We start from the raw sequence: 16,526 nt of genomic DNA on the forward strand, positions 1-16,526 counted from the left end.
TATCTCCCGGCGCGCGCTTCCGCCGGATGAACCTAAAAAGTGTACAACTGTCGCATTTGATAGAGGTTGCGGTCCCCGAATCCACGCCCCCACCGCCCGGTCAAATCATGGGCCAACCGGACGATGAGCTGCTCGCCGTAATCCGCCCTGGCCTGGCCAGCTTGCTCGGAGACGACGATCCGCCTGCCGATCTCCCAGTAGGTCGCCGTCATGACGTTGTTGACGGCCCTGGCCGCGAAGCGGCGCGCGACCTCGAGGAGGTCCGAGATCCCCGAAAGGATCTCGTCGTAAGAGGGCCCATGGACGTCACTCGGCGCGGGCAGCGATGCCCCCGTCTTTTTCTGCTTCGCCATGCGGGTGGTATACCACGGCGCGGCCTTCGCGCGGAGGCGGAAGCCGAGACAATTCCGGGTGGTCTTTCAAGCTATCCGAGAGTTATCCGCCTCCCCACCCGCCCCAGCGAGGAAAGGTCACAAGTTGGGTTTCTAAACACCTGGACTGGGCCCTCTTCAACGTCCGGAGTCGGGTTTCGCCGTTGCCTGCCACAGCGGGCCGCACATAGAAACAGTAGAACAACCCAGTCCACGCGCTTAAACGACGAACTGCGCCGCTTCAGCGGCGCCAGTCGGCCCGGCGGAAGATCAGGTACTGGAGGCAGATGGGGACCTCGTAGATCAGGAGGATGAAGTTCAGCTCGCGGCCGGGGGGGAACCGCTTGTTGAACTCCGACATGTCGGCGGCCGTGGTCCAGATGCGGTGGCCCCACGTCTGGATCTTGTAGCCGATGGGGACCAGCCCGAGGAACGCCGGGATCGACCACGCGGGCAACCGGGGCACGGCCAGCACGCTCGCGACGAAGAGGACCAGGAAGGCGGCGGTCGCCAGCGTGGCCCGGATCGTCGCGTTGAATCCGACCGCGATGAGGTACGCCAGGGCCGGGGGCACGACGACCCACCAGGCCGGTGCGCCCAGCAGGAGCGCGACCTGCGCGAGGGTCTCGTAGATGCCGAACCAGATGAGATAGAGCGCCAGCAGGTGGTTGACGTTGATCCCGAACTGGGAATGCCGGCCGAGATGCCTGGTGTACAGGCCAGGGAAGTTGACGTGCGTCATGCTCAGGGGCCGAGTCTGAGGCTGGGTCGTCGGCGTGATCATCGTTCCTTCCTTCGTGTCCGAAACGGCATGAGGATGCGGAGAAGGCCGGCGAGGAAGACCCCCGGGAGCGGCCTGCGGAGGACGTCCACGATCGTCTCGCAGGCCCGCCGGATCTCCTCCGGGCCGGCGTCGAGCGGCGGCGTGACCTTGAGCGTCTCCGGCTCATACTGGCAGAAGCCCGCCAGCAACGGGAAGCGATCGTGGCGGAGCATGGCGAGCAGGTAGAGGGCCGAGAGTCGCTTCCGGAGCCGTCGCCTCAGCCCGCCCCGGGCGTCGATCTCGATCGCGATGAGCAGGCCGAACACCCGGACGTCGCGGATCCCCTTGTGCGACCCCAGGCCTTCCTGGAGCAGGCGCCGGAACAGCTCGCCCGACTCGGCGACCCGGCGCGAGAGGTCCAGCTCGTCTCCCAGGCGGAGGACGTTCAGGACGGTCCTGTACCCGAGCTCGTAGCCCTGGCCACGCCGGATCGAATCCACGAGCGCCGGGCCGCGTTCCGACACCGCGGCGGCCACGGCATCGGAATAGAGCGTCAGGGCGAACGGGAAGATCATGTCCGAGGTTGCCTTGCCCAGCAGCAGGAGGTCCGGGGCCAGGCCGAGGGCCCGGGACCGGACGAACGGCCCGGTCCGGTACATGCCGGTCTGCACCTCGTCGACCAGCAGGAGGTAACCCCCGCGCGCCCGGCGCTCGTCGAGGTGCGCGATCACCTCACCCGGGATCGGCCGCACCCCGCCCACGGACTGGATCAGCTCCACCTGGACGACCGCGAACTCGTGCTCCGCGAGGAGGGCGTCGATCCGTTCCCGCGCGTCGGCGGCGAAGGGGTCGACGTAGTGGACCTCGGCGTGGAGGGGGCCGACGTTCTCCTTGTAGAAGGGGTTGGCAGTGCCGGCCAGCGAGACGAGCGTCTTCCCGCCGAAGCCGGCCTTCAGGGCCATGATGTGCCGCCTGGGGAACCGTGCGACCAGGGCGAGCTTGAGGGCGTTCTCCACCGCGGTGGCGCCGCTGACCGCGGGGAGGATCTCTCCCAGGCCGGTGAGCTCTCGGAGCCGGCCTCGCAGCTCGGCCTCATCGCGATCGGCCAGGCCGATGAACGATCTCATCTCGTCCGGGTAGGTCGGGGGATTGTGGCCCCGGACGCTGCACGCCACGCCGCCGACGACGTCGTAGACCCTCCGCCCGTCCACGACGACGAAGGGCCCGTCGGTCCGGATCTCGCCCGTCTCGAAGCCGGCGACCCGGATGAGGCGGCGGAGCGAGGGGCTGTAGTATCGGCCCAGGCCGTCGGCCCGCCGCGCCGGGTCGTCGCGGAAGGCGGCGAGCTCCCCCGCGTGGCGATGGAGGAAGTCCGGGTCCTCCGCGGCCAGGCAATTCATGAAGTGCCGGGTCGAGACCGTGTTCGGCTGGAAGGTCGTCGAGTGGAAGGTGCTCTTGCCGGGCCGGTTCCAGGCGGCGAAGAGCGACCGACGGGCCGTGAAGGCGCCGAACGGCACCCCGTATCCCGTGAACGATTCGTCGAAGACGACGACGTCCGGGATGGACTCCCGCAGGAGGCCCCGCGGGCCGCCGCGGATCGCGTCGAGGCCGCCGCGGTCGACGCAGACGATGAGCGCCGGACGGTCGCGACGCATCAGCCCGCGGATCGCCTCCGCATGCCGTTCGATCTGCAAGTCGGGATCGGCGACCAGGACGAGCAGGTCGTAGCGTGTGCCGGCCCCTTCGGACGCGATCCTGGCGGCGAATTCGTCGAGCTGGTCCCCGCCGATCACGCGGAGGCCCGGGAGGAACTCGGCGCGGCTTCCTCCCGTCAGGTCCAGGTGGGCGAATCCCGTCAGGCGGTCGGTGGGGTCGAGGATCAGGCCGTTCGACGGGGCGGCGACCGCCCCCCGATTGTGGCGGACGAGCTTGATCGCGCCGCCGAGGGCCTCCCCCAGGCTGTTGGCCAGGAACGACTGGCATTCCTCCCCGCCGTGGCGGCCGTTCGGCCCGGAGGCTCTCGCTGTCCACGTCTCTCGGACGTAGCGGTCCAGGCAGAAGCAGGCCTGGACGACGTGCGGGTTGAGGTAGAGCCGCAGCAGGTTCGGCTCCCGCTCCGCGATCATCGGCTCGATGGTCGCCAGCGGCGATGGCAATGGCGATGGGGACGCGTCGGGCATCGCGGATGTCGGCTCGATGGTCTCGGCGAATGATGTTGGCTGGTTCATGCGAGGAGTGTTCGATTCCAGTCAATTGCTGTGCTTGCCGGGGTTGAATCGGACGGAGGGGATCGTCCGTCTCACGTATTCGTCATAGGCGGGCTTGTCGGGGCGGAACAGGAAGAGGTCCGCCGAGACGCAATCGCCGTCGCGGAACGGGGAGTGGGGCATGCCGTCCCGGCGGATGTAGCGGAGCTGGATCTTCCGCAGGGGGACCTTCGCGTGGGTCCTCCAGAAGACCTCGAATTCGTCGGGGGTGAGGAACAGCTCCGTGTGCCAGGCGACGTGCCGGCTGAGGGCGTGCATCAGGTAGGACGAGATCGGATTCTCCTCGAGCCGGTCCCAGAGCCGGCCCAGGGCGTCGCGGGGGAGCTCGAGGGCCGTCCCGGCCGCCGTGCCCGGCTCGTTGTAGTACTTGCTCACGGTCACCCGGTCGCTGGCCGCGCTCCCCTGGCGGACCTCCACGTTGGTCGCGCCGCGATCCCGGAGGGCCTCGAGCAGTTCGCCCGCGGTGGGCCTCGTCCGGATCTCGCGGCGGACGAAGTAGCCGGCCTTCGGCTTCGTCCGCAGGTAGAGCCGCAGGGCGACCGCGCGGGACTTCAGGTTGTAGACGGTCGCCGCGAACTCCGCGTCGTCCCTCGAGGCCGAGACGATCCGGTCGCGATCGGGGTCGTAGAAGACGACCCGGTCGATCGTGTCGGCCACCGTGGCAAAGTCGACCGAGGATCCGTGGATCGGCACGAACAGGGCGGTTCCGAGCGACACGTACGAGTAGTTGGGGAGGACGTAGAGGTCCTCGCCGCTCGCCGACAGGCAATCGAGGGCGTCGCGGATCGTCGCGCCGGCGTCGGCCTTCAGCCTGCCGGGGCCGATGCGGGCCGTCCGGCGGCAGCGGACCGTCGAGACGACCGTCTTCCCCGGGTGCCGATGGCCGAAGTGGTTCACGCCGTTGTTGTAGCCGACCACCCGGACGCGGCCGATGTTCCCCGGATGGCAGAGCGAGATCAGCTCGCCCTGCGATCGCGGCTTGAGAGTATGGACATTCCATGCCCTCAGCCTCGGGATCCGCCCGGCCAGGAGCGTCAGGGCGAGCCCGGCCGCCTGGCCGACGCCCAGCCACGACAGGGCCGTCGCGGCCGCGGCGACGATCGTCCCGCCGAGAGACGGGCTTTCATGGCGGCGGAGCAGCTCGCGCCAGGACGCGTTCTCGCCGAGTAGCGTGTAGGCCCGGCCGTCGCGCCGAGGGGCCCGGCTCATCGCTCCAGTCGACGGCCCGTCCTCGCGGCTCGCGGCCTCGGTCCGCAACGCCTCGATCGCGGCGAAGAGCTCCTGACCCTGGATGAAGCAGGAGTGCAGCCGCCCCGGGACCAGGGGTGAGAACGGGGCCAGACGCCTCAAGGACGCGTCCACGGGCGAGCGCCCGCCGAGCACGTGCCCCGGGCGGAGGACGACGACCCGGGCGTCCGGCACGCCCTCGCGGACCCGGGCCAGGGCGTCGCGCTCGGCCGCCTCGCACTCGGGGTCGTCCAGGTGGATCCGGAAGGAGCCGACGATCCCAACGAACCGGACATCCCGCCCCTGCACGGCCTTCAGCAGATCCGCCAGGGCACGTCGGCCTTCCGCGGTCGGACGAGGCGTGAGGAACAGGATCAGGCTCATTCGATCCGCCTCGCGGGCGAGGCGGCCGGTCATGCCGCCGGGGACGAGGACGGCGCCGGCCCGCGGCCCCCGGCCCAGGAACTCCGCGTAGTCGGCCGCGATGGGATTGCCGAGGTCGGCCACCACGACGATCTCCCCCGTGCTCGGCCGCTCGTCGCGCACCGCCATGCCGACGCCGACGGAGTCGATCCCGGGCACGGGGGGCGTCGAGGGGTCAGGCGAGGCGGAATATGGGCTGTCCATATCGGACCTTCTCGTTGGGGAAGACCAGGGGCGTCGCCTCGGGCGACGAGGAGGAGATCAGGACGACCGTCGAGCCGAGGCCGAAGGTCGCGAGCCAGCTCCCGCGCCGGACGGCGGGGGGCGGATCCGGGGTGCGAGATTCGACGCGCCTCGGGCGGGCCCGGAGCCACGGGGCCAGCGGCGAGGTGATGTTCCCCACGCCCCAGCCGGCGACCATGACCACCGCACACGAGCCTCCGCCCCCTTCGAGGCGAAAGACCGCGCGTTCGTTCAAGGTGTACACCGGGAACTCGGGCCTCTGGAATGGCGGATGGACGAGGAGGCGTGCCCCCGGGATGTGGGCGACCCGCCCGAGCCGTCCGTCCATCGGGCTGAAGACGCGATGGCAATCGATCGGGGACAGGAAGACGATCGCGAAGGCCCCGCCCTCGTACGGCTTCGCGTCCTCGTCGTCGCCGTCGCCGAGGAGCGAGGCCACCGAGTACTCGATCCCCTTGACGGTGAGCAGCCTGCCCCGCTCCACGCGGCCGATATCCTGGACCACGCCGTCGCACGGGCTGAGCAACGCCCGGCCGTCGGCGGGGATGGGGCGATGCTCCGGCTTCACCCCCCGGGTGAAGAGGTCGTACATGGAGCGATAATCCTCGAGCGGCCGGTCCGCCTCCTCCGCGTTCAGGCCCGGCGGGTACATCCGGGCGTAGAGGTCCCGGAAGAGCCGGAGCCGCAGCCGCCGCGAGGGGATGGGGAGGCGGGAGAGCTTCACCACCGCGGCCGCCAGGCAGAGTCGCAGGAATCCGCCATGGATCCGGCGGGCCTGGCGGACCTGCTCGAGCCAGATCGCGAGGCGGCGTCCCGGGCCGATGAGGGATGGGGGGCTCGTGCTCATAGCTCCGACACCACTCCGGACGCCACGCGGAGGGCATTGGCCGCGATCGTGAGCCCCGGGCCGACGCCCAGCGACGTCGGCAGGAAGCTGCCGTCCACGACGAACACCGAGGGATCGGAGTGCATCCGGCAGTCGGGATCGAGGACGGAATGGGCCGGATCGATCCCGAAGCGGAGCGTGCCGCACTGGTGGGCGACGTGCTCGTGCGAGATGAACTTTCGCGCGATGCAGTAGACCGCGCCCGCCCGCTTCAGGATCCGGGCGATCGCGGGGGTCATGCGCTTGCGGCGGGCGAGGTCGTAGCGGGCATAGCGATGCGTGAGCCTGGCCCCACCGTTGGCGGCCAGGGTCACCCGATTGGCGGGGTTGGGCAGGTCCTCGACCATGCCGGCGAGCAGCAGGACGCGCTCGCGGAGGAACTGGCGGACCGGCGCGGGCAGGAACGGCATGACCTTGGCGGACATCAAGGGCCCGGGCACCGGGAGCGACTGCACCAGGCCCATCTTGTGCGGATACCGGCTGGTGCCGAAATAGAAGTCGGCGAACCCGACCTGCTTGATGAACGACGCGTCCGCGGCCGTCGAGAAGGGGAAGACCCCGGCGACGATCGCGCCGATGTGGAACATGTAGTTCCTGCCGATCAGCGGGTGATCGAAGCCGGACCGCAGCAGGATGTGGGGCGAGCCGATGGCGCCCGCCGCCAGCGCGTACCGCCTGGCCCGGTACTGGGTACGCTCGCCCGTGTCCCGATCGCGCACCAGGACGGAGGTCACCCCGGCCTTCGGCCCCTTGACCAGCCGTTCCACCTCCACCCGCGTCCGGACGGTGATCGGGTCGCCGCGATCCACGGCCGCCTCGATCAACTGGGCCGCGGAGCCGCGGGCGCCGGTCGGGCAGAGATAGCCCGCGCAGGTGGCGCACCGGAGGCAGCGCGCGGCGTCGATGGCCAGGGGCAGGCGGAACGGGCGCAGCCCTCGCTCGCGGTTCGCGGCCATGAGCCGCTCGTTGAGCGGGTGCAGGGGCAGGGGCTTGCCGGGATAGCCTCGGGCCGGCTTCTGGAGCGGGCCGAAATCCTCGTCGGCGCAGCCGGCGACGCCGTAGAGCCGCTCGGCCTCCGTGAAGTGGGGCTCGAGGTCGTCGTAGGAGATGGGCCAGTCCCAGATGGCCCGCGAGATCCGCTTGCCGTAGTGGCGGCCGGGCTGGAAGTCCCCCAGGCTCGGCCGGATCAGGGCGCCGCCGTAGAGGCTCGTGCCGCCCCCGAGGAGCCCCCCCATGTAGAGGCGGCGACGGGCGCCGTTGACGTTGACCTCGCGGTCGTCGTACGGCCCCTTGTCGATGAGCATCGTCCGCTCGTCGTGGACCGGCCCGCCGACCGCCTGCCGTCCCCCCCGCTCGAGGATCAGGACGGACTTCCCCGCCCTGGCACACGCATACGCAAAGGTACCCCCCCCGGCACCGCCGCCGACCACGATCACGTCGAAGTCATGCTGCACTCGACCCGCTCCCCCTCGACCCGCTTCTGCGTCGTCAGGATGGTGACCTGGGGGCGGCCCGGATACAATGCACTTGACAAGATTTAACGATACTTGAATGGAAACCTTCGACGACGACGGAGGATCGTGAAGGCGGCGTGATTTTCGGGGGAAGACCCTGCGTGCGTCTCGTTGCGACGTGATGAAGTCACCGAGCCGGCGGGACCGCCGGCCGTTCAGGCCGATCCCGACGACGTGCCGCGGAACGGGTCGCCGACCATCGCGCGGAGGAGGGGAGCGGGGAGGAAGTGTTGATATTGCTTGAAATCCCCCATTCCTCCGGGGCCGGGATATCGTAACGACGCGTCGACGAAGAAGGCGGCGGACTCCAGGATCCGCCGCTGCGGGGACCATTCCAGCATCAGGGGGACATCATCGGACTGCCTCCACTGATCCTCGGTCATGCTGATCATGGGTCATCGTCCGCCTCACATCGGCTGCATCTTCCCGTACGTCAGCGACCGCCAGAGCCATTCGGCCGGCCCGAAGCGGAAGTGCTTCAGCCAGATCGGGCTGATGAGGAGCTGGACGACCCAGATAACCAGGACGATCGCGGCGAGGCCGGTTCGGTTGACCTGGCCGAAGAGGCCGAGGCCGTAGCCGTAGAAGAGCGTGGAGCAGACGATCGAGTGCGTCAGGTAGTTCGAGAGGGCCATGCGGCCCACCGCGGCGAGGCGGCCGGTCAGCCAGGATAGGGTGCCCGACTGCACCAGGAGCATGATCAGGCCGACATGGCCGAGCGCGACGACCAGGCTGCCGAACAGGTTGTAGAAGGCGCCGCCGTTCCACATGTATTCGGGCCGGAACGCATGGCGGATCAGCTCGCGGGCGTCGACGACCATCAGGGGCAGGCCGATGCCGTAGCCGAGGGCGGCCAGCCAGGCGTAGAAGGGCCGCGACCGCTCCGCCGAGAAGACGCCCAGCTTCATCAGGCCCATGCCCAGGAGCATACGCGACATGGCGAAGAAGAACCCGCCGAGCACGAAGCCGATCGTCTGCCCGATGAACAGCTCCGGGGCGCGTTGCTTGACGACATCGAGGTAACGGCCCCGGTGCGCGGCCATCGCCTCGTCCCAGTCCTTCGCCTCCTGGGCGGGGTTGGGGTTGAGCTCCTTCTGGAGCTTCTCCGCCCAGAGGTCGCGGAGCTTCCTGTCCCACTTCGTGGGCGTCTCTCCGGCCGCGACCTGGGCGTCCACCCGCGCGGTGATCCGCTCGAGCGACCGGATGGCCAGGCCGAAGCCCAGGACGATCGGGATCAGGATCAGGCTGAAGATCAGGCCGATCGTGATGAGAGCCTTCGCCGACAGTCGGCGGAAGAGGTACAGGAAGAGGCCACACTCCGCGTAGAGGACCAGGATGTCCCCCTCCCAGATGAGGTACGCGTGGACCAGGCCGATCGCCAGCAGCCAGAGGACGCGGCGGTAATACACGCCGCGGATCGACGCCCCTCGCGCCTCGGCCCGCTCGCCCATCAGGACGAGCCCGGCGCCGAAGAGCATGGAGAAGAGGGTCATCATCTTGTCTTCGAAGACCAGGTGGTTGAAGAGCCAGATGAAACGGTCGGTCCCCGTGAATCCGCCCCCCTTGAGCGGGTTCCCGTAGGCGGCGCCCGGCCAGCCGAAGAGGACGATGTTCATCGCCAGGATGCCCAGCAGGGCGAAGCCGCGGAGCGTGTCCACGGAGGCGAATCGCTCCTCGGGTGTGACCGGGGCGGCGGCCGCGGTGAGGGGCGCCAGGTCGGCCTCCGGGTCATGAGGCACGCGAGGTTCGGTGTCGAGCATCGTCGGCTCGACGGGCGGTCCGTCCTTCTCGGGGGCTACGTCCTGCAATTCCGGCGGCATGGTGCGTCCTCTCGGGCTTGGCCGGGAGCGGCGGTGTCACGGCGACCTACGGCAGTTCGCACGATACCCGCGAATATTGCGGCGCGGAAGGCCGTCCGCGGCCCGATCAGAAGAACATGGCGAACCGCATCCAGAACGTCTGGTAGCCGTCCACCGGGCTCCTGCCGGAGAGCGGGATGCTGTTGTTGAAGTGGGTCCAGACGTAGTTGAAGCTGAACCGGGTGAAGCGGTTGGGCCACCAGTTGACGCCGGCCATGGCGTTCTGCATCCGGCTGGCGTTGACGGCCGGATCCACGAAGCCCCGATTGAAGTCGCCGGTGCCGGCGTTGAACTCCGACCACTGGGCGGCGAGCTGCCAGGCGCCCGGGCCCCACAGGTCGTTGCTCGGGCTGAACGGCCGGTTGGGGATGACCGTGGAATAGCCCTGGAAGCCGTTCCCCTTGAAGTCGCGCTCGCCGGTCAGGTAGTAGGACAGGTTCACGTAATAGGCCCGCTGGGTGGACCGGCCGCGGGTGGTCGGGTCGACGAGCTCGCGGCTGAAGTCGATGTACTCCGCCAGCACGCTGAACCGGCCGAACCAGTAGACGTGCGGCGCGAAGACGCTCCGCATGCCGTCGGCCGAGACGTTCGCGTTGTACGTGTGGAAGGGGACGCCCAGGACGGTGGAGAAGGCGGGGTTCGTGGTCGCCTCGCCGTTGTTCGAGATCGAGACGCCTTCCTGATGGAGCAGATACTGCTGGTAGCCGGAGGAGAAGCCGACGCCGGCGCCCAGGCCCTCCCAGGCGGTGTTGTCCCAGCCCTCGCCGCGGAATGGCGTGAGGTCCACCGCACCGTTGTAGTCCACGTTGCGGTCCAGGTTCCCGAAGAGGCTGGTGCCGCTGTTGGTGACGCCGGACCACCACTGGATCCGCTCTTTCCAGAGCATGCCGGTGAACATCACCCCGACGGGACGCTTGGCGGCGAGCTGGTAGAGCGGCGAGTTGGTGATGACCGGCTCGAGCGCGGGGCTGAAACCGTAGTATTCATAGAGGGGCGGCGTCAGGCCCTTGCCGGCCCGCATCGTGACATATTTGTTGATATGCCAGGCCATGAACAGGTCGAGGAGGTTGAAGGTGCCGAGGAATCCCTGGGTGCCGACCTGGTAGCTGAAGTCCTTGGTGATGTTGCCGTAGAGGAAGGTGCGGGCCCAGGGGACATTGAACCCCTGCTCGTTCGTGGGCAATCCCGTGCGGTCCACGAAGGTGCCATCGACGGTGATCTGGTTGGTGACGTTGAGCGAGAACTCGTCGTCCTCGGAGCCGAAATGGAAGTAGCCGCCGCCGCCGAGCGGGCCGGTGGCCTTGTCGTTGTACTTGTAGCGGCTCTTGAGGCCGAATCGCTGGACCTCCACGTCGGTCTCGCCCGCGAAGGCTCCGGATTGATAGCGGCCGGGCGTCGGCAGCGTGGCGCGGCCGCCGGCGTCGGCACTCGTACCGGCCGGCGTGCCGTTACGGAAGTTTCCCGCGTTCGCGCCCGCCCCGGGGCCGACGTCGCCCCAGGCGTTGGGATCTCCGGCCCTTGCGGCCGAGCCGGCCGCCGCCGCGTTCATGGACTGGATCTGCCCGCGGAGGCTGTGGACCTCATCACGCAGGGCACGCGTCTCGGCCACCTCGGACCGCAGCCGCCTCAGCTCCTCGGCCAGCTCCGCGTTCGTCGGCGCGGCGGGCAGGGCGGGGGCGATCGCGGGCGCCGGGTCCTGGGCGGCGGCGGGGCCCGCCGTCGGCGTCCAGCACAGGACGCCGAGGAGGCCGAGGGCCGGCAGCCGCCGCCGCCGTCGCGATCGGCCCGTCATGATGGGGATCGTGCCCATGAATGGAGCCCGCGCTCACCTGGGGAGAGGGTAATCCGTATAGTGTCGGATGTGGCGATCGTGGCGAGTCTTCTGCTTGTTTCGGCTCCTGGCGCCTTGACCCTTCAACTCTTCCCGGTAATCTGAACCCTAGGCGTGCTACCCGGAGCCGGGAACTGTCGCCATCCACTCGTCGTAGTTCCCTGACCCGGCTCCATTCGGTCCCCATCGCGACCTGAGTGTGTCATCATCGAGACGACTCCGAAGGCTCTTGGATGGATGAGAGATGATCCCCGGCGGGCGGTCCTCGTCGTCCTCCGCGGCGTGGCGCAGGTGATGTTCCAGCCGAGCGCCGCGACGGGCGCCTTCTTCCTCGCCGGGCTGGCGGTGGGGTCGCCGCTGGTGGCCTTCGGCGCGTTGCTCGGGTCGGCGATCGGCACGGCGACGGCCCTCCTGGGCGAGTTCCCGCGGGAGGAGATCGAGCGGGGGCTCTACGGGTTCAACTCGGCGCTGGTGGGCGTGGCGCCGCTGGTGCTCCTGCAGCCGCGGCCGACGACGTGGGCGGCGATCGTGATCGGCTGCATGCTCGCGGCGATCGTGACGCGGCTCTGCCGCCGGTACGTGCCGTTCCCGACGTACACGGCGCCGTTCATCGCGGTGACCTGGGCACTGCTGCTGGCGGTCCACGGCATGTCGGGTCGTGGGATCGACGCCCCGCCGGGCCCGGCGCCGGCCGTGACGGCGTCCCCGGCCGGATTCCTGAGCGAGGTGCTCGCGGGCGAGGCGGAGGTCTGGCTGGGGACGAGCCCGCTGACGGGCCTGCTCTTCCTGGTGGGCATCGCGCTATCCGAATGGCGGCATGCGGCCATGGCCGTCATCGGCTCGGTCGCCGGCACGCTACTGGCGTTCTACCACCGCGACCCGGAGGCCTCGATCGCGCTGGGGATCTATGGCTACAATGCGGCGCTGGCGGCGATGGCCATCTGGCTGGCCCGGCCGTCGCTGGTCCCCGTGCTGCTGGCGGCGCTCGTCTCGGTGCCGCTGACGGAGTTCTTCCCGAGCTCGCTGGGCCTGCCGGCCCTGACGGCCCCGTTCGTGGCGGCGTCGTGGATCGTCCTGATCCTCCTTGCCCTGGATCCGTATTTGCAGAAGCGCGAGACCGCGCGTCCCTGACCTGAAGAGGGCAGCCGGCCCGCGTCCCCGGCTCCTCTTGCGGAGGCGAACCGATGCACCTGACCCCGCGCGAGATCGAGAAGCTGATGATCTACCAGTTGGCCGAGATCGCCGAGAAGCGGAAGGCCAAGGGGCTGAAGCTGAATCACCCCGAGACCATGGCCGTCCTCTGCGCCACCGCGATGGAGGGGGCCCGCGAGGGCAAGACCGTCGAGGAGGTGATGAAGGATGCGGCCACGGTCCTGACCAGGGGCGACGTCATGGAGGGCGTGGCGGAGATGATCCCGTTCGTCCAGGTGGAGGCCATCTTCGACGACGGCAGCCGGCTGGTGACGATCCACGACCCCATCAGGTGAGGCGAGGGCGCCGGCACGCGATCCGCATACCTCATTGTCCGTTGGCAGGAGCATCCCCGATGGCCGAGACGAAGAAACCCGATGGCGGCGGCGACCAGGGGCACGAGCCGGGCGTGGGCGATTGGCTCCGGGAGCCCGGGGCGGCCCCGCACGCCAGCACCATGTCGACGGCGCCGGTCGGCGGGCTGATCGTCGCCGCCGGGGACGTCACCCTCAACGAGGGCCGCGAGGCGATCTCGCTGAAGGTCAGGAACACGGGCGATCGGCCCATCCAGGTCGGGTCGCACTTCCACTTCTTCGAGGTCAACCGGGCGCTCGAGTTCGACCGCCCCGCGTCGTTCGGGCTCCGGCTGGACATCCCCTCCGGCACCGCCATCCGCTTCGAGCCCGGGGATGAGAAGGAGGTCTCGCTCGTCCCGATGGGGGGCAAGCAGTATTGCTACGGCTTCAACAACCTGGTCGACGGCTGGACCGGCGGCGGCCCCCCCGCGACGTACCGGCCCAACCTCACCACCGCCGTGGCGCGGGCGAACGAGCTGGGATTCAAGTCCTCCAAGAGCTGACCATCGGCCGGATCGGGGAGCCTCTCATGCACAAAATTTCGCGCAAGCAGTATGCGGACCTCTACGGGCCGACGGTCGGGGACAAGATCCGCCTCGGGGACACGGACCTCTTCATCGAGATCGAGCGCGACCTGCGGGTCTACGGCGACGAGCTCCAGTACGGCGGCGGCAAGACGCTCCGCGACGGGATGGGCTCAGACAACCAGCTCACCCAGTCCTCCGGCTGCCTGGACATGGTCATCACCAACGTGACCGTCCTGGACCCGATCCTGGGCGTGGTGAAGGCCGACGTGGGGATCCGCAACGGCAAGATCGTCGGCGTCGGCAAGGCGGGCAACCCGAGCACCATGGACGGCGTGACGCCGGGGCTCTCCACGGGCACGGCCACCGACGCCATCTCCGGCGAGCACCTGATCCTCACCGCCGCGGGGATCGACGTCCACGTCCACTACATCTGCCCGCAGCAAGCATGGGCGGCGCTCAGCAACGGGATCGGCACGCTCTGGGGGGGCGGCATCGGCCCGTCCGACGGCACCAACGGCGTGACCACCACGAACGGCCCGTGGAACCTGGAGATGATGCTCCGGGCCGCCGACGGCCTGCCCATCAACATGGGCTTCCACGGCAAGGGGAACTCCGCCGGCGTCGCCCCCCTGGTCGAGCAGATCCGCGCCGGGGCCGCCAGCTTCAAGATCCACGAGGATTACGGCACCACCCCGGCCGCCATCCGCGCCTGCCTGAAGGTCGCCGACGAGTACGACGTCTCGGTGTCGATCCACACCGACACCCTGAACGAGGCCGGCTACGTCGAGGACACGATCGCGGCCTTCGACGGCCGGACCATCCACACCTACCACAGCGAAGGGGCCGGCGGCGGCCACGCCCCGGACCTGCTCAAGGTCGTCGGCCAGCCGAACGTCCTCCCGAGCTCCACCAACCCGACGCTCCCCTGCGGGGTCAACTCGGTGGCCGAGCTCTTCGACATGATCATGGTCTGCCACAACCTGAGCCCCAAGATCCCCTCCGACGTCGCCTTCGCGGAGAGCCGCGTCCGCGGCGAGACGATCGTCGCCGAGAGCGTCCTCCACGACATGGGGGCCATCTCCATGATCAGCAGCGACTCCCAGGCGATGGGCCGGATCGGCGAGACCTGGCTGCGGACCGTCCAGACCGCCGACATCATGAAGAAGGCCCGCGGCACCCTGCCCGAGGACGCGAAGTCCGGCAACGACAACCAGCGCGTGCTCCGCTACGTCTCCAAGGTCACGCTCTGCCCGGCGCTCACCGTCGGCATCGCGGATTGCCTGGGCTCCATCGCCCCCGGCAAGATGGCCGACCTGGTCCTCTGGGAGCCCGCCTTCTTCGGGGCCAAGCCCAAGATGGTCCTCAAGGGGGGCCTGATCGCCTGGGCGAACATGGGGGACCCGAATGCATCGCTGCCGACCTGCCAGCCGATGATCTACCGTCCCATGTTCGGCGACTTCGGCTCGGCCCGCTACCAGACCTGCGTCACGTTCATCTCGCGAGAGGCCCACGAGCTGGGGGTCGCGGAGAAGTACGGCCTGCAGAAGATCGTCCGCCCCGTCTACGGCACCCGCACGATCACCAAGCGGGACCTCGTCCGCAACGACTTCCTGCCCAGGATCGACGTGGACCCCCAGACCTTCGCCGTGACCGTGGACGGCGTCCACGCCACCGTGGAGCCGCCGAAGTCGATCAGCCTGAACCGGCTCCACTTCTTCGGCTGATCGCGGCGGGGCACCGGCCCCCAGGAGGCCCATCATGCTTCTCGTCGACAAGCCGCTCGGGAACCTCGCCGATGCCTCGTGGGCGGACCGCCTGGCGACGGCCACGGTGGATGTCCTCGAGCTGGATCAGTGGCAGGCCCAGAAGAACCGCTTTCGCCTCAGGACGAGGTCGGGCGCCGAGGTCGCCGTCGCGTTCGACCGCGGGTCCCACCTGCACGACGGCGACATCCTGGGCTGGGATGAAGGCACCAGGACGGCCATCGCCGTCCGGATTCGACTCCAGGACGTCCTGGTCATCCACCTCGACGCCCTGCTGGGCGAGCCGGCGGAGACGCTCGCCCGCACCTGCTTCGAGCTGGGCCACGCGCTGGGGAACCAGCACTGGCCGGCCGTCGTCAAGGGGACCTCCGTCTACGTCCCGCTGACGGTGGACCGCCGCGTGATGGACTCCGTCATGCGGACCCACGCCTTCGCCGGGATCACCCACGAGTTCCGGCCGGGGCTCGAGGTCATCCCGTACCTGGCCCCTCACGAGGCCCGCCGCCTCTTCGGCGGGGCCGACGCCACGCCCCATTCGCACGTGCATCCGCACGATCCCGGCCGCCATGTCACGAGCGCCGAGGGGCCGCGTTGACCACGATCTCCTCGATGATGCGGCTGCTCCAGCTCGGGGACTCGGCGCTCCCCGTGGGCGCCTTCTCGTTCTCGAACGGGCTGGAGTCCGCCGTGCAGGCGAAGGTCGTCCGCGACGCGAAGGGCCTGGAGGACTTCGTCCGGGCGGCCTCGAGGACCTCGGCCACCACGGACGGCGTCGCGCTCCTGGTCGCCTTCCGGGCCGCCCGGGCGGGGGACCGCCCGCTCGTGGCGCGGGCCGACCGCGAGGCCTTCGACCGCAAGCTCAACGAGGAGATGAGGCTCATGTCCGTGCGGATGGGCCGCAAGCTCGCGGAGGTGGCCGTCACGATCGCCGAGGCGCCGGGCGTGCAGGCGTGGCTCGAGGAGATCCGCCGCGGCCGGACGCCCGGCACCTACCCGGTCGCGCAGGCCCTCGCCTTCGAGGCCCTCGGCCTCGACGAATCCTCGGCCTTCGCGGCCCATCAGTACGGGGTGGCCGCCATGATGGTGAACGCCTCGATGCGGCTGATGCGGATCGGCCACATGGACGCCCAGGCCATCCTCCGGCGGATCGGCGACGAGGCCCCGGCGGCCTACGAGGAGGCCCGCGGCCGGTCGCTCTCGGACATGGCCTCGTTCTCCCCCCAGGTGGACATCCTGGCCGCCGCCCACGTCCGCGCCACCGTCCGCCTCTTCATGAATTAACCGGCAACTGATGGGATGAGGATG

Annotated in this window: 15 protein-coding genes; 6 read left to right on the forward strand and 9 right to left on the reverse strand. The window is 69.4% G+C overall.

What is annotated here, in order from left to right:
* Positions 1-32: 32 nt before the first annotated feature.
* From G6O54_RS06150 to G6O54_RS06190, 9 genes are all read right to left on the reverse strand, one after another.
* Entirely contained in the window at positions 33-353 is a 321-nt protein-coding gene (locus tag G6O54_RS06150) for a DUF1016 N-terminal domain-containing protein (RefSeq protein WP_165221628.1), read from the reverse strand.
* A 259-nt stretch (positions 354-612) separates the two neighbouring features.
* Positions 613-1,155 carry a hypothetical protein gene (locus G6O54_RS06155; RefSeq protein WP_250846739.1) on the reverse strand — a complete coding sequence of 181 codons (543 nt, stop codon included), beginning with the start codon at positions 1,153-1,155 and terminating at the stop codon, positions 613-615.
* Positions 1,152-3,362: an aminotransferase class III-fold pyridoxal phosphate-dependent enzyme gene (locus tag G6O54_RS06160; RefSeq protein ID WP_165221631.1), complete on the reverse strand. Its 2,211-nt coding sequence runs from the start codon at positions 3,360-3,362 to the stop codon at positions 1,152-1,154. The genes G6O54_RS06155 and G6O54_RS06160 overlap by 4 nt, the downstream gene beginning before the upstream one ends.
* Positions 3,363-3,383: 21 nt before the next feature.
* Positions 3,384-5,255 (reverse strand): Rossmann-fold NAD(P)-binding domain-containing protein, encoded by a 1,872-nt coding sequence (locus tag G6O54_RS06165; RefSeq protein WP_165221634.1) that lies wholly within the window; start codon positions 5,253-5,255, stop codon positions 3,384-3,386.
* Positions 5,227-6,141, reverse strand: a complete 915-nt coding sequence (gene asd, locus G6O54_RS06170; RefSeq protein ID WP_165221637.1) for an archaetidylserine decarboxylase — start codon at positions 6,139-6,141, stop codon at positions 5,227-5,229. Before asd ends, G6O54_RS06165 begins: the two co-directional genes overlap by 29 nt.
* Complete coding sequence (locus G6O54_RS06175; RefSeq protein WP_165221640.1) at positions 6,138-7,634, reverse strand: GMC family oxidoreductase N-terminal domain-containing protein; 1,497 nt, start codon at positions 7,632-7,634, stop codon at positions 6,138-6,140. Before G6O54_RS06175 ends, asd begins: the two co-directional genes overlap by 4 nt.
* Positions 7,635-7,849: 215 nt before the next feature.
* Positions 7,850-8,086 (reverse strand): hypothetical protein, encoded by a 237-nt coding sequence (locus G6O54_RS06180; protein WP_165221644.1) that lies wholly within the window; start codon positions 8,084-8,086, stop codon positions 7,850-7,852.
* Positions 8,087-8,101: 15 nt separating this feature from the next.
* Positions 8,102-9,514 carry a DUF418 domain-containing protein gene (locus G6O54_RS06185; RefSeq protein ID WP_165221648.1) on the reverse strand — a complete coding sequence of 471 codons (1,413 nt, stop codon included), beginning with the start codon at positions 9,512-9,514 and terminating at the stop codon, positions 8,102-8,104.
* Between the two features lie 106 nt (positions 9,515-9,620).
* Positions 9,621-11,345, reverse strand: a complete 1,725-nt coding sequence (locus G6O54_RS06190) for a porin (RefSeq protein ID WP_250846740.1) — start codon at positions 11,343-11,345, stop codon at positions 9,621-9,623.
* A 276-nt stretch (positions 11,346-11,621) separates the two neighbouring features.
* On the opposite strand from G6O54_RS06190, the gene G6O54_RS06195 reads away from it, so the two are divergent.
* The 6 genes from G6O54_RS06195 (at position 11,622) to G6O54_RS06220 (ending at position 16,502) form a co-directional block, all read left to right on the forward strand.
* Positions 11,622-12,515, forward strand: a complete 894-nt coding sequence (locus G6O54_RS06195; RefSeq protein WP_165221654.1) for an urea transporter — start codon at positions 11,622-11,624, stop codon at positions 12,513-12,515.
* 53 nt (positions 12,516-12,568) lie between these two features.
* A complete protein-coding gene (locus G6O54_RS06200; protein WP_165221657.1) occupies positions 12,569-12,871 on the forward strand; it encodes an urease subunit gamma in 303 nt (100 codons plus the stop codon).
* A gap of 161 nt (positions 12,872-13,032) precedes the next feature.
* Entirely contained in the window at positions 13,033-13,434 is a 402-nt protein-coding gene (gene ureB, locus G6O54_RS37755) for an urease subunit beta (protein ID WP_256368971.1), read from the forward strand.
* 26 nt (positions 13,435-13,460) lie between these two features.
* On the forward strand, positions 13,461-15,182 hold the full coding sequence (locus tag G6O54_RS06210; protein WP_165221663.1) for an urease subunit alpha: 1,722 nt from the start codon (positions 13,461-13,463) through the stop codon (positions 15,180-15,182).
* Between the two features lie 34 nt (positions 15,183-15,216).
* Entirely contained in the window at positions 15,217-15,816 is a 600-nt protein-coding gene (locus G6O54_RS06215) for an urease accessory protein UreE (RefSeq protein WP_165221666.1), read from the forward strand.
* 17 nt (positions 15,817-15,833) lie between these two features.
* Positions 15,834-16,502 (forward strand): urease accessory protein UreF, encoded by a 669-nt coding sequence (locus G6O54_RS06220; RefSeq protein ID WP_439650243.1) that lies wholly within the window; start codon positions 15,834-15,836, stop codon positions 16,500-16,502.
* Positions 16,503-16,526: the final 24 nt, after the last annotated feature.

The organism is Aquisphaera insulae (assembly GCF_011064615.1).
GTDB lineage: Bacteria > Planctomycetota > Planctomycetia > Isosphaerales > Isosphaeraceae > Aquisphaera > Aquisphaera insulae.